General features: G+C 42.3%; 6 protein-coding genes. 3 read left to right on the top strand and 3 right to left on the bottom strand.

Annotated features, from left to right (window positions below; all coding sequences use genetic code 11):
- Window positions 1–400: 400 nt before the first annotated feature.
- The 3 genes from PE36_RS24690 (at window position 401) to PE36_RS03370 (ending at window position 9,813) form a co-directional block, all read left to right on the top strand.
- The gene (locus PE36_RS24690; RefSeq protein WP_006030555.1) at window positions 401–6,817 is read left to right on the top strand and encodes a thrombospondin type 3 repeat-containing protein; all 6,417 of its coding nucleotides are present in this window, start codon (window positions 401–403) and stop codon (window positions 6,815–6,817) included.
- A gap of 630 nt (window positions 6,818–7,447) precedes the next feature.
- Entirely contained in the window at window positions 7,448–8,905 is a 1,458-nt protein-coding gene (locus tag PE36_RS03375; protein WP_043993802.1) for a hypothetical protein, read from the top strand.
- Between the two features lie 215 nt (window positions 8,906–9,120).
- Window positions 9,121–9,813 carry a hypothetical protein gene (locus PE36_RS03370; RefSeq protein WP_006030553.1) on the top strand — a complete coding sequence of 231 codons (693 nt, stop codon included), beginning with the start codon at window positions 9,121–9,123 and terminating at the stop codon, window positions 9,811–9,813.
- A gap of 76 nt (window positions 9,814–9,889) precedes the next feature.
- On the opposite strand, the gene PE36_RS03365 is transcribed toward PE36_RS03370, so the two are convergent.
- The 3 genes from PE36_RS03365 to PE36_RS03355 form a co-directional block, all read right to left on the bottom strand.
- Complete coding sequence (locus PE36_RS03365; protein WP_006030552.1) at window positions 9,890–12,493, bottom strand: cytochrome c peroxidase; 2,604 nt, start codon at window positions 12,491–12,493, stop codon at window positions 9,890–9,892.
- Window positions 12,493–14,127: a DUF1566 domain-containing protein gene (locus tag PE36_RS03360; RefSeq protein WP_006030551.1), complete on the bottom strand. Its 1,635-nt coding sequence runs from the start codon at window positions 14,125–14,127 to the stop codon at window positions 12,493–12,495. Before PE36_RS03360 ends, PE36_RS03365 begins: the two co-directional genes overlap by 1 nt.
- Window positions 14,128–14,253: 126 nt before the next feature.
- The gene (locus tag PE36_RS03355) at window positions 14,254–15,108 is read right to left on the bottom strand and encodes a PfkB family carbohydrate kinase (RefSeq protein ID WP_006030550.1); all 855 of its coding nucleotides are present in this window, start codon (window positions 15,106–15,108) and stop codon (window positions 14,254–14,256) included.
- Window positions 15,109–15,556: the final 448 nt, after the last annotated feature.

The raw sequence follows: 15,556 nt of genomic DNA, 5'->3' as shown, positions 1-15,556 counted from the left end.
AAGTAAAACGGCGATATACTATTTGTATCGCCGTTTATTGATCTTGGTGTAAGCGAGCATTAATGTGAACTTGATGTGCGCATTTAGTACATATACTTAGATTTGTTTAAAGTATATACATAAATAAAACAGAGATGCAGGCTGGGCCACAAAGTTATAAATTAACAAATAATAGTATAATAATTATTATTGCGTTCAAATGCGTCACATCCTGTTTAATACACCATTGTAATGTCTTTAGTTAATAATTGGTTATCAAAATCCCCCATATCTAGGTATGAAAATCCTTGTCGAAAAGCATTAGAAAAGTACCAACCCTCAGTTTGACTCAATTTATTCTTTTCCATACCGTGCACTAATATTATTTTTACTATTTTTGAACATTTTAGGAATCGACAGGATGAAAAAAAAGGATTTAGTGATTGCGCTAGGACTCACTAGTAGCATGGGGTTAGTCGGTTGTGGGGGGGATTCATCTTCTGATACATCTTCTAATATACCTGCTGTTCAAACAACCTATTCAGTTAAAGCAATCGATGGTTATTTAAGAAATGCTATCGTTTGGTTGGATTTAAATGGTGACTACCTGCTCGATAGCGACGAACCACAAGCCATTTCTGGTGAGGGCGGTATTGCAAACCTGAACGTGGAAGGTATCGACAACCCTAGTCAATATAACGTAGTGGTCCAGGCAACCACAGAAACTGTCGATGAAGATACCATCACAGAAAATAATCCGGACGGCGAAAAGGTTGCTTCACCTTATATGATGTCGGCACCAGCAGGTACGCAAACAGTCACTCCGCTGACAACAATCGTAAACCTGGTATTAGAAAAGAAAAAAGCAGAAGCGACCTTTGCCGATCCAACGACTGAACTTACAGATGAAGAAATTGAAGTTCTGAAAGAAGCCGCAATCTATGAAGTCGCCGGTGATAAGCTTGACCCAGAATTAATAATGGGTGATTACGTTGCAAATAAAAAAACGGATGATAATGCAGCCCGTCTAGCGTATGAAGCTAAAGTACTGGTTGAATCAAATGTACTGCCTTCAACTCCTGAAGAACTGGACCAAGCTATTAATGCAGTGAAACAGGCTGCTAGAAATAGCTCAACAGATGATGCCACTTTCGACTTGCTTGAAAAACTTGATGCGGTAAGTGAGCAAACACAACTTTCGATCGAACGCGTGATCAAAGACGCCGAAACCAATGATGCAGCAACCAATCTGGATTACAATGCTTTAGAAATACCTAAATTCATCGAACTGGTGGCAGATTTCACTGATGACCGAGACGGCGATGGCGTACCAAATGCTTTGGACGCGTTCCCTGATGATGGCTCTGAATGGAAAGATAGCGATGGCGATGGTATAGGCAACAACGCGGATCCTGATAACGATAATGACGGTTTCACCAACGATAACGATGCATTCCCACTTAATGCCAAAGAATATATCGATACTGATACTGATGGTATTGGTAACAACGCGGATCCTGATGATGACGGTGACGGCACACCAGATGAGTTAGATGCATTCCCATTAGACGCAGCTGAATTTGTCGATACTGACCGTGATGGTACAGGCAATGTTGCTGATGACGATGATGATAACGACGGCATCTTGGATGACGATGACCCATTCCCACTTGACAGTGACGAGTCCGCTGATTATGACCGTGATGGTATCGGTGACATTGCTGATGACGATGATGATAACGATGGTGTTAGCGACGCTGAAGATGCCTTTCCGTTCGATAGCTCAGAAACTCAGGATACAGATAAAGATGGTCTTGGTGACAATCAAGATCTCGACGATGATAACGACGGTTTTGCAGATGATGTTGATGCGTTCCCGACAGATCCTTCTGAATATCTGGATAGTGATGGTGACGGCACTGGTAACAACGCGGATAAAGATGACGATAACGATGGCGTAAACGACTTGCGTGACTACTTCCCTTTTGACAGTTCTGAGTCTATGGATACTGATGGTGACGGCATCGGTAACAACGAGGATACTGATGACGACGGTGACGGCACACCAGATGAGTTAGATGCATTCCCATTAGACGCAACTGAATCTGTCGATACTGATCGTGACGGCACTGGTAACAACCAAGATGAAGATGACGATAACGACGGAATATTGGATGACGTTGACCCATTCCCATTTATCAGTGACGGTCTGGGCGATTTTGATAACGACGGCATCATAGATCGTGATGATCCCGATGATGATAACGATAATGTTGCCGATGAGATCGATGCATTCCCATTTGACAGTGACGAGTCTGCTGACTTCGACCATGATGGTATCGGTGACAACGCGGATAAAGATGATGATAACGACCGTGTACCAGATGATGTCGATGCACTACCAAATAATCCAACCGAATATCTAGATAGCGATGGTGACGGTATTGGTAATAATGAAGATACCGATGACGACAATGACGGCACAGTCGATGACGAAGATGCGTTCCCATTTAACCCAAATGAAACTGCAGATAGCGATGGTGATGGTATTGGTGATGTCGCAGATACGGATGCGGACGGTAATGGTATCAAGGATGCTGTTGAAGCCGCTGCACTTGAGTTTATCCGTGATGCGGACTCTCTGTATGAGCTCCATTCTAATGATTACCACGATGAAAGTGGTACGGCGCATGAAAAACTGTATGTTAGTGCAATCCTAGTCAACGACAACATCGGCGTAACTCAACCTGCTCAGGAAGTTAACTCGGATGGCAGCCTGACAAATATTACAGAAGAAAACGAAGATCTGATCCTTACCTCTGAAGGTTGGGTACAGGTCAAAAGTTATAGTATGGATGTGACTACTGATATACCTGTAGCATACCCAACAAATGTGCCTGCAAGCACACTGGCTATTACGCTGGAACTCGTCGATCTTGAAGGACAAGCTATTTCTAAAGCAACTGTACCATTCTGGTCTGAATTCAAGTCGACCTCTGCTCTTGTTCCTGTTCCTGTTCCTGCTCCTGCTCAGTTCCCACCGGGTTCTCGCGCTGTTAAGTTTACTCCGGTAGCAAACCAGGATATCTATTCTCTTTGGACTGGTTCTGAAGTATACGTAAGTACGGCGGTGGAACCATATCACGCTCTAGCAACGACTCTGGAACAGGTGATCTCTACAACCGCTGCCGACGTTTCCAATGGTGCAACACATCCAAACCTGGTGTACTTCGGCTGGAATGTCGGGGTTGAGCTAGTTGAAGATGGTACGGCAAACTACTATATGGAGAGCAATTTATCTAGCGCTACCACAGGGAGCTCTGTAACCAAGGTCGCTGCTGGTGAGTGGAGTCGCGCTACGACTGAAAGTGGTGTAGAAATTCTTGAATTCACGGTACCTTATTTGGCTATCATTGCCTTTGGTGAGAAGTGGGACCAAGACTCTCCAGCTATGTTCCTGAGCGTATTCGACGACGGAGATGGCAGCTATGTGCGTATGGGCCAAATCGAACGTCAGGGTTCGAGCTTTGATGAAGTGGTTTATCTGTATAGCGAAGCTGCGAAAACGGCCATTCTTGAACAAGTTGTTGTAAAAGCATCAGATATGGATAACGACGGCGTTATTGACAGTGAGGATGCGTTCCCTACTGATGCATCTGAAACCGTTGATACCGATGGCGATAATATCGGTAACAATGCAGATAGCGATGACGACGGTGATGGTGTTGCTGATGATATGGATGCATTCCCACTGGATGCGACTGAATCGTTAGACTCTGACGGAGACGGTATTGGCAATAATGCAGACCCGGACGACAACAATAATGGTATCCCTGATGTTGATGAAACAGTGCCAACCGCGTCTGATGCTATTCAGTTTATTCGTGACGCTAGTTCGCTCTATATACTGGATGCCGACGATGAGTATGACGATTCGACCAATATACGTCATGAGTATCTATACGTTGAGGCCATTCTAATCAGTGAAAACAAAGGGATAACTCAAATTCCGCAACTGGTTAGCACTGATGGAACCTTAACAACAGTAACAGCAGACGATGATCATGATGCTATTTTGACTAGCTCAGGTTGGACTACTAGCAACAGTTACACTATTGACGTAACCACAGATAATGCTGTTGCATACCCAACCAATATTCCAGCTAGCGTGCTGAATCTGTCTCTGGAACTGGTTGACCTTGAAGGCTTGGTCATTTCACCAAGTACAGTTCCCTTCTGGAGCGCTTACAAGTCTACGGATACTCAATTCCCTCCAGGCTCACAGGCTGTTAAGTTTACGCCATCAGCGGCTCAGGACATCTATTCCCTATGGATAGATTCTGAGGTACACGTAAGCACAAGCGTTGACCCATACCACGAAGCTGCCACGACATTAGATCAGCTGATTTCTGCAACAGATGCTTCTTCTAGTTCTGCCGACTCGGTAAATCCAAATCTGGTTTATTTCGGCTGGGATATGGGGGTTGAACTGGTTGAAGGTGGTAAAGCTAACTATTACCTAACTGGCAGCAGTACTTCTAAAGTCGGCACTGGAACCTGGACTCGCTCAACAATCTTCGGTGAGGATATCCTGCAGTTTACGGTACCGGATCCTGTGATCACAGCCTACGGCGAGAAGTGGGATGAAGATTCCCCAACTTTGTTCGTTAGTGTTTACGATGACGGAAAAGCCAGTTATGTTCGTATGGGTTCAATAGAGCAACAAGGTACAAGCTTTGATGAAGATATCTACCTATTTAATGAAACGGCGAAAACCGCCATTCTTGAGCAGGTAGTAATAACATACACTGACGGTCCCACCGATGGTTCTGACAATGGTGATAACTCCGGCGGTTCAGAGTCAGGCAATGATGGTTCAAATGACGGTAGCAATTCTGATGATTTCGGTGACAAAAAGACTATCGCAGACGGTGTCGGTATAACGGTTGACGCAACCAACGATGGCATAGTTCATTTTGTTGATGCGACCAGCGGTCTTCATGAGTTTGAAGAGGATGGTGAAAAAGGGTTGGATCTGCTAACCGTAGATACCTTTACTGTAAATGGTGATTTAGCAACATCACTGGGCTTTAAGGTTGTGCTGCAAGACGGCACGCTGGGTAGTGTCATCAATGACGGAGACCAGATGATACTGGCAGGCTCCAGCTGGGTAACTCCAACAGGTTACACATTGGATATTTCAGGTGCCACTGCTATCGCTTATCCGACTGGATACTCTGAACTGGTTTATTCTCTGGGGACACCAACGATCACCACCCTAGACGGTGAGACTATCAATGCGACTAACCTGCCGTTCTGGTCTTCTTATCAGACGGGCATTGCACAGTTCCCGGTAGATTCCAACGCGCTACAGTTTACCCCTGTTGCTGCTCAGGATATTTATTCTCTTTGGATAGATTCAGACGTCCATATGAAGGTAGTTGATGCAACGTCAGAACCATACCATGAGGTGGCAGTAACGCTGGATGATCTGACATCGAGTTCTGCCGCTACAGATTCGGATCAGGTTAAGCTTATCTATCTGGGATGGGATATTGGTGTCGAACTGGTTGATGACGGAGCTGTAAATTTCTATAAAGGGGAAGAAAATAGCGTTCAAGAGAGCGGAAGTAGCTATCAACTGTTCAAAGTAGGAGAAACAACCTGGAGTAACAGTGAGGTGGGCGATAAGACTGTCTACCAGTTCACTGTTACTGATGAAGCGATTGCTGCCTTCGGTGACCGTTGGTATGGTGATCCGGTAACCGTTCTGTTGGCAGAAAATGACGGCATGGTTATCCGCGGAACGGTAGAATTGGCTAACCAACCTAACGATTACCAGGTGACATTCTTTAACGATACGGCGTACCAAGCTATCTTGAATGAAGTTGATATCAGTTGTGAGTTTACTTACGCTAAAGGTGACAGCATCGATGACTTCTTCGAGAAGGTAGCACTCTATCAGGTTTGTTATGACTCTGCGTTACCCGCTATCTCTGAGACGTCTATTGCTGGCCTTGCACTAAACCGCTTTAACAGCGAAGGTCTGTATCGTCGCAAGTTTTTCTTCGAAGACAACACTATGCTAAGCAAGAAGAAGAAATTCGACGAGTTTGGTAACAAGTACACGGACAAAACTCGCAGAGACTGGAGCATTAAGTCTCAGGATGGTATCAATTATATTGAGACCAGGGTTACAGACACAACTGACCTGAACTCAATCCATGTAATGCTAAGTGAAGATGGTGATAAGAAGACATTTGCAGTCTACTCACCTGAAGGTCATGCAGCTGATGGTAGCTATGAAAGCAGTGAAACTGACCAAGTCACCTACATCGATGCGACCTATGCTGGTGAGCTAATGGAGTGTGTAGATGATACCAACGACTTATGGTGGGAAAATAGCAGTGATGCTAACTACAAAACCAAGGTGGACTATGATGAGCTGGCTAACGCATGTCGTGCTGATTCTGGCGTAACTGTAACCTACAAGGATATCAATCTTAATGGTAGCAGTTGGGTAATTGGTTATATCGACGTCCAGAAAAACAGTGCCGGCACTGATACAGTGAAAGCCTATGTTGCTGAAGACGAAGTAACTATGAACGCCGATAATAGCGGTTATGGTACGAGTCTGAGATATGTAAATGAGAGCTTTACTTTCGCTTGGTCAATTAACAGTGACGGACAGTTGGTGGTTACTTCGGATGGTGAGACTTCTCAGGATGTAAACACCATTACTGGCATGGAAGGTGACTTCTACACCCAAGAAGTTTACTGGCAGCATGACGGCGATGGTGAGGGTGAAATTTACACCTCAACTATTATGAAAAAATAAACCGATGAAAAAATAAATCCATGAAAAAATCAATCGTCATGCAGTGATTGATTAAACTCAATACTTAATCAAATGAATAAGCCCTGGTAACTTAAGCTAGGGCTTTTATTTCATTCACCAAGACCGGACATCGAATGTTCGATGTTGCTCATGCTGCGGGCACTGATTTTATGTATTGCGGTTATCGCAGCTCAATAGGAAAAGTATTTTAAATCGAAATTAATAGAGTTACTTCACAGTTAATGTAATAACAGTCTTTATTCATCTTGATATTTGTGTTTATGGAGGCAGTAGCTTGTTTTTCAACCTAGTCTAAATTGCATATGTAAATTATTTTGAAGAAAAACACAAAGTTCATATCAATGGGTTGTAAGTGTTAATCATCTGTATTTTATTGTTATTTAAGCGTTTTTAATTATTTTTTATGATGATGATACTATTTAACAATATACTATATCTCCTGCCTTTGTCGTAAATGACATAGTTTATCGTTTTTTAGCAGGGTAATATGTACTCAATATTGTTGTAATCTTGTACGTTTGATTGATCCTGCATTATCTATTCGGGCTAAAAGGTCACTGAAACTGTAAGATGAGTATTATTTTATTTATGATGAGGTGTTATAAGCAAATGAGCGATATCATGGGAACTGGTCCAAACACCAGTAAAGTTAGGGATGATGATGTTGATGACCTGGGCAAGCATAGTCGATTTTTACGTAGGATCGCCTGGTTAGTTGAGATTATTGTGGTATTTATCGGTCTTTGTATATCAGTATCATTAATGACAAGTGATAATGATTTAGCCAGTGCATTCACATTGGCTGCGCCTTTTGTGATGATCTCGCTGGTGGAATTAACCAAGATCCCTTTTGTGATAGGGCTTTGGCATTCACGTAAATCATTTCCTATGTATTTGTTGATCATTAGTTTCTTGTGTCTTATTACCTTTGAAACCTTACTCAATGGTTTTGAAAGAGCATTCTCATCGATTAATAGTCAAATTAATCTCAGTGAAATTGAGATCAGCAAAATTGAAAACCAGATCAAAATTAATGAAGATAATATCGTGATTGCCCTGCAAGATTACAATATTAAAACGCAGCAAATTGACAGCGATAAAACGGCGGTTAATGCGAACTATCAATCGCAATATGCCTATGAAGTACGACGTAATAAGTACTTATCAAAGAATGTCCCGCAGTTAAGAAAGGCGCTAGCAGAAAAAAGAGAGCAGTTAATTCAGCTTAAAGTGGAAAAGTCAGAGATGCTACAAGAGCTATCTGAAAAGAAAGAGCAACGTTTTAAATCATCGATGGCACGTACTCAAAATAGTAATGATTTAGTGCAGACTGAGCGTACCCGTTTATTAGCCCAGCTTGATAAGCTGAATGCCGATAAGATTGTCGCATTAGATGATTCGAACTTCTTTACTTCACCGGGAGTGAAAAAAGATTACGATGAAAAGATCCGTTATGTTGAAACACAAATAAACAACATCAATAACAACACCATTATTGCTAAAGATAATAGCCCAGATTTAGAGTCGGTTAAGTTCCTTGACGGTTATTATGCTGATTTACTCGGATTAAAAGATGACATGATCCAGCAGAAGAATGACGAAGTGCAACAACTTAGCCGTAGTTATAAAAATGCGGTGAGTGCGAGTAATAGCAATTTAGCCGTTAAACAAAGAAAACTGGCTAAGAATAAAACCACAGAGTTACGCAGTTTAGAGATTAAGCGTGATCAAGCGGATGTTCAGTTCTTAAGTGAGAAAGACTACATTAGAGAGATTAAGCAAAATAATATGAGCTTACGTTATGATATTCGCGTGATTGAAATCGAAGCGAACACGATGGCCTTATCTAACCAGGTTTATCGTATGGCGTCTTATATTGATAATGTTGACCACTACAAAGATGTGAAAACAGAAACCTTAACATTGGTTGGTTTGGTCTGGTTTGGTTCATTAGCCTTAATCGGTTCGATTACTGGTATCGCCTTGACCTTGTCAGGTTTACACCTTAAAAGCCTTGCTAAAAAACGTGAGCAAAAAGCAAGGGTATATATTGATAACGAAGCTTAACTAGCACCACTAAATGTAATCAATACAAATTAAGCCTGCACATATAATGTTATTTGTGCGGGCTTTTTTATTTCTTTCGTTATATAGATCACTAGCTTGATGCCTATAAAGAGGTGAATATTCAGTTTAAGTAGTAAATAACCATTAATTTCAACGATTTCCCTTATTTTATTCCATAATAGTAAATATAGTTGAGGATATGAAAGGGAGAGCGCATGAGTCAGACTATAAACCGTAATGACGATATGGTTCGCATTACAGTATTATCATTTATGGAACAACATCCTCTGTTGGTTGATCTCGAAAATAATGATGATATCGATCTGCAAACCATTACCGCTGAACATGAAGTCATGCGTGATAGCAATTTATTACAATCAGATTTAGTGGTGGTGATTTACCAGCACACGCATATGCGTTCTGCTGGTTTTACCTCTGGGCGTAAGATTATTGGTGATAACTACATCGCTACGATTTGGTTAAACCTTGATGAGCTAAATACATACCATACGCTCGCTGCACTGCGCTTTATTAATCATATGGCGTCGATGTTAAATCAAAATAAGCTACTTAAATTTAATATCAGTGACATTTCGTCATTAATATCAAATTCTAAGTCGTTACGATTTTTGGAAGCCAATGGTGAAGAAATTGCCGATGTACTAGCAGCAAATGATAGTACGATGAGTCAGAAGATGGTGAAAAACGTTATTCCGGATCCTACGATTGCTGATTCTGCTGCGATGATTATCGTCACTAAAGAGCCTATTTCAATACGCAAAATCAATGCGGGCTTTGATGTGATCAATCAAGTCTGTGAACACAAGGTGCCTTGTTATTACGGCGTCCACATGTCCCCCAAATACAGTGCTAAGCATACCTATTTATATTTGGTTGGCGAACGCTAATCGCTTGCTGCTCAGTAGAATAAATAAGTAGGTGCTAGTGGGTAACACCTACTTATAATTTAAGTCTTTAATATTGTTAATTAATACCTAACTCAGATTTAGTCGCTGGCGTTTGGCGAGTTGGTGCCGTGATCGTGGTTAAGAAGGTTTGTAATGCCTCTGCTTCCGAGACCGTCAGATTTAATGGTCTAATCTGTTTTGATAATACTGGATAAGTTGGATCGTATTTATTCCAACCAAACGGGGCATTATCTGCCATGCCGGCTGAGTACATTGAGATAACGCCTTCCATCGTATCGAGTAAACCATTATGAAACCATGGATGGTTGTTCATCACATCGCGTAATGACGGAGTTTTAAATTTACCGACACTGCTTGGTTTACCATCCACATTATACAATCCCAGATCTTCATAAAAACCCTGGTAATAAGTCAGTCCGACATTTTGCATTTTGTGGTCAGTAAATTCAGCCCCCATGTGACAATTAACACAACGGCCATTACGGCGGAAAATGTCTAATCCCCACAGTTCTTTATCAGAAAGTGCGCTAGTATTACCTGTGCTATCAGCCTGAGTAATGAAGGTATCAAAACGGCTGATGTTACTAATAATCGTACGCTGGAAGGTTGCGAGTGCCATCCCTAACTGCTGCTCTGTGATATCTCCATCTTCAGAAAATGCTTGTTTAAACAAGTCTGGATATTGTGGATGCATATTTAATCGTGAGAGTAATCGTGGCAGAGTCTCAGCCATTTCCACTGGGTCTTGAATTGGCATTAATGCTTGTTGCTCTAATGTTGCTGCGCGACTATCCCAAAACAACACAGGTAAGAATGCACTGTTTACAATCGTCGGGGCGTTACGCTTGCCACGTTGACGGTCATGGCCAATGGAAACCTCTTGCCCATCTCCCCAACCGAGCTTTGGATCGTGACAGGTAGAGCATGACACATCACCCGCACGCGATAAAAAAGGGTCAAAGAAGAGTTTCTCACCTAGCGATACCTTTAACTCACTATAAGGGTTGTCGTTAGGGAAAATTGGTTTAGGCATCGTGCCCAACTCTTGATAATTATCCGTATCATCGACAAACGGTTTTGGCCAATAATCACTATTACTGGCGTAATCTTGTCTTAGGCGATTGAAGTCAGGTTGAGCGTGGTTGTTAATGGAGCGGGGATCTTCTGTCGCTCTGTTTTCAAATTCAGTCGCAATAAATAATACACGTCCAGTATCTGCATCAGTCGTTGATTTGGGCTGTAAAGTTACAGTCATGGGTAAGCTATATAAGCCATAACCAGAGGCTGTTTTAACCCAATAATCACCGCTTTCAGGTTGATTTAGTGATGTTGCATATAACAAGCTGTAATCACTGTCTTGCTCGCCTTTATACAGTAACATCGCTAGTTCATCGGCAGTGGGTAGCCTCCAATCATTTCGACCACAAAATTGTGCTTGATTAACGTCATCAATAGCCTTAGGTACACCTGCTTGTATTGCTAACTGCTGGCTGGTGTTAGTGATATCTTGTGGATTTGGCGTTAACCAATATACATAGGAGAACTGCTTATCGCGTAAATAGAAATTATCACGTACTAATCCACGCATATCGTCTAAACAACGCCAAGGGCTATCAATGTAGTCAGCATCTTGTAGCGATTTAGGTAAGGGGCTACCGTCATTGTCTAAGCGGATGAAACTGTCTTTCTCTGCCTGTGGTTGTTTTTGCTCAGAAGGTAATGTGGTATCACGTTTGATACCACTAACAAGCATCACTGATTTAGGCTTACGCTTGTTTTGCATCACAGTCGTATGGCGACCAGTTGTAAAGTCTAATGTCGGTGCAATATTGTCAGCATGTGGTTGACTGTTATCATTTGCTAACCAGTAAGTCTCAAAACCAGTTGTAGAAAAAAAGTAAGGGTCAATGGCGGCTTGATTATTATCGAGAGCATAATCTTGTTCACTGACCAACCCTTTTACTTCATAGCTTTCGGGTAAGCGCCAATCATTACGATCACACCAGTTCTGTTGATTGGCGTATTCAACCAATCTGTCTGTCGAGCATGCTTGACTGTTACCGTCACTATCGGTGAACTGACATTGGGCTTGAAAAGCCGGTAAGGTCGGCGGCCAATCACCCCAAGCGTAAGTTTGTTTTGTTGGTTGTTGTGGGGTTGCCCAAATAACACCTTGATGGGTCTCATTATCGCTGATGCATTGCCATTCCTTATTCTGACTGTTGTCACCGAGCGCTAATGTTGCAAAGCGAGGCGTTGGCTGATTCACTCTAATCAGCCAGTTGATAGTCTCAATTTTATCATTTGATATTATGGCCAATTTTACATGGTCGGACCCCTGTGTGTCGGCATTTGCCTGATAGGTAAACGTATTGCCTTGCACACTGGCATTACCATACAGGCCAGGCTGAATCAGTCGTAATTCTTGCGTTGGCATTAAGGCGTACTGCTGAGTAGTCGTACGCCCTTGGGTTAGCTGTATACGAGGGTTCAATACCAGCGGTTTAGCTGTATTGGTATTATCTGTTGAGTCTGGACTACCAGTGCCAGAATCAGTGCTAGAACCAGAACCTGAGTCACTACCACACGCAGCTAGCAACGCACAGCCAGTGATGATCACTGACAGGCGTTGTATACTTTTTAATGTATCTTTTATCATTATGGTTGCAATCTCGTTGTTGAGATTAGGCGTACGTGATGCAGTTCTGTATTTGCTATACCACTGCTTTCTGAGAATGAATCTTGGAATGCAACCGCGATTTGTTTTGTTTCTGGCTTGTATGCATCAGCTATCGAAGTCCAGTAATAGCTATCATAGTCTACGTTTGTATCATCAAGTACACTGGTTATATAGCTTGCTCGTTGACTTGGAAATACCATGCCAGGCCCGTATGAGATTGGTGTATTCACAAGTAGGCTTTTTAATTCATTTTCTGTGGGTAAGCGCCAGTTAGTTTGTCCACACAGTGCAGTTTGGTTGACTTGTTTGGCGTACTCAACGGCTTGTGCGTAATCTTTCAGTGGTGCGTCTTTATTGATCCGTTGCCATAGGATCTGTGTATTCGCTAACACTGATCTGTATGCAAGGTCAGATGTACAAGTCCAGTTTGCTGTGTCTTGATCTGCAAGTGCTTGGCCTGAATTACCATGCTTAACAAAGCGTGATTGCCAATTAAGATTTTCGTCAACACCTTCGGCTATATTTTGCGGTGTTAATTGTGTTGATAATTCTGGCACGTCATTGTCTTTTATATCAGGGATAACAGTGCCGTTTACTAGCATGGCGAAATGAGGTTCGTTTGTTGAGCGGGGCGGCATGTTTGCGAAATCAAAATCTTCGCTCATCCACATCACGTGTGCATCACCAACAAGGGCATTTGAGCCTTGCCAATCACCAGCCGTTGGTTTGTTATCATGACCATTTGCATAAATAGTAAATGAATCAGTCCAGTACGCTTCATCGTAATTAGAATCAAGGTAAGGGAAGTAGAAGTTGTTAACTGGCGATTGTTTTGAGTCTTCATCAAACAGTTTTTTATCTAATAGTGTTTGCCATTCAGTACGGGTCGCTAAACGCCAGCCTGAGCGACCACAAAGTTGCTGCTTGTCTGCTTCTGCAACCAGATTATCGGTATTACAGTCACCGTCAAGTATACAGCTTGCTTCGCTATAGTCTCGGTTATTGATCGTGCGATCACCCCAGTAATAGGTTTCATTGAATGCATATGTACCATTGGCTTGCGGTGCTTGCCACATGAGTTCGCTGCTGTTATCTGTTACGCAACTCCAATCACTTGTATTGGCTGGGCGTGCTTGATCTTCTGGTGATAATAGCGTGCCATCTAGACTTATTTTGCTAAAACGTACTGCGGGTTGATTCGCTTTATCGTTATATAGCGGTAACACCGAACCATCAAGTTGATAAATGTTGTTATCAACTTTGTAGCTAATTTCAAACTTATAATCGTGCTGAGCGGCAATGATTTCAGCGCTTAATACGTTTGTTGCAGATGATGCATAAGGTTTGAAGGTCATGTCACCTGTCGTTTGGTCAATGCTCACATCACCAAAATTTGCTGTGATATCTGTTATTTTACTGGCATTGCTAGCGGTAATACCTGGGGCTGAAAAACTCACCATCGTTGTAGATACTGGCGCTATATCACTGGTTTTGATATGTGCAGTTATCGTAGAAATTTGTGGTGTAGTTATTTGTGGCGAAGTTGAATTAGAATCGTTACATGCACTGATGAATATACCCATGAAAGCGATAGATAATGCTGTTTTTTTCATTTTTTTTAGTTTATTTGTTATGTGAGGCGGAGGATAATAAAGAATCATCAACGAAGATGCAAGTGTAAATAATAATAATTATCATTTACACGTGTGGATTTGATTATGTAATTTAGGTGAGAGGGGTTATTTGGCTAGGTGCTGCTGTAATTCTGTGCCCGGGATCGAACTGGCGGTCGCGACTGCAATCGCGGCCCATTCAGCGCCTGTTTTCATAGCCTGCGCGATCTCTTGCTTGGCGAGTAGGCCATCAATTAACCCCGACGCAAATGCATCCCCAGCCCCTGTGGTATCGATAACTTGTGCTGCAATGGAAGACACACTCACCGATCCTTTTTCACTGTAAGCGACAGCGCCTTGATCGCCATCGGTAATGATAAAATAACGTAAGCTGTGACTGGCGATCTGCTGACCATACTGCCATAGTTCGTCACTGTTATTGACTTCTACGCCATGGTTTTTCATATCTGATTTTGACGAGATCAAGACATGGCAAGGACGTGGTCGATTATCTTTGGCTAACTGAGCAATCACTAAGGTATGTTCAAGTGCCGCTTGTGCCCACAGCTCGCAGCCGACTGCTGAAGAGTTAATATATAACACCTGCCATTGGGTAAAGTCGGGGGTTGGACCTAAAGTAAAAATAGGACGCTGTGGACGAATAATCGTGCGCTCACCATCCGGTGTCATGACTAATAATAATTCCGGTGTATCCAGATCATTGCGTTGTAGCAAACTACAATCTAGCCCCTGAATACTGGCTTCTGCCAATAACCAATCGGCGGTCTTATCATTACCAACTTGGCTCACTAAGGCCACTTTGTGACCCGCATAAATCAAACCTAACCCGGTATTGGCTCCACCGCCACCTAAGCGTCGACCATTATCGGCATAATAATGGCGGCCACCAGTGGATAACGGTCGATCCAGCTGTAACACCCGGTCACAGTTGAGGTTCGCAAGTAAGAGGATATTTGACATAGTTAGTGGCCTTGAATGATAGGTTGATGATAATTATCTATTAATCATGCCAAAAAGGAAATAACGCAACGCTGTCGAGTTATAAAATTGAGCGATATGACACAGTATAGCGGTTTGTTAGCGTATCACTACTTGTCGCGAGGCGGTTGATGCTGGAGAGTAAGTCATAGGACTGCCTGTCACAAAGCAGTGGTAATTAAATGTTCATTTACAGCGAGGGTGATACACTCATTTCCATGCTTTAGTATTATACCAATCACAATAAATAGATGATCATTCTTTCTGGTTAAAACTGCCACTAACTGCGTTGTACTTGTTGTTTAATAAAAGTTGCAATTAGAATAACTAGTTACGGCAATTAACGTCTTGATATTGTCAATTTTTCCGGCGAAATAATTGATCACTTATTTAATGCAATTGGTATTAGTCCTTCTCATGCTTGGTATTT

This window comes from Moritella sp. PE36, from assembly GCF_000170855.1.
In the GTDB taxonomy this organism is placed as follows: Bacteria; Pseudomonadota; Gammaproteobacteria; order Enterobacterales; family Moritellaceae; genus Moritella.
This window is presented reverse-complemented; position numbering and strand designations above follow the sequence as displayed.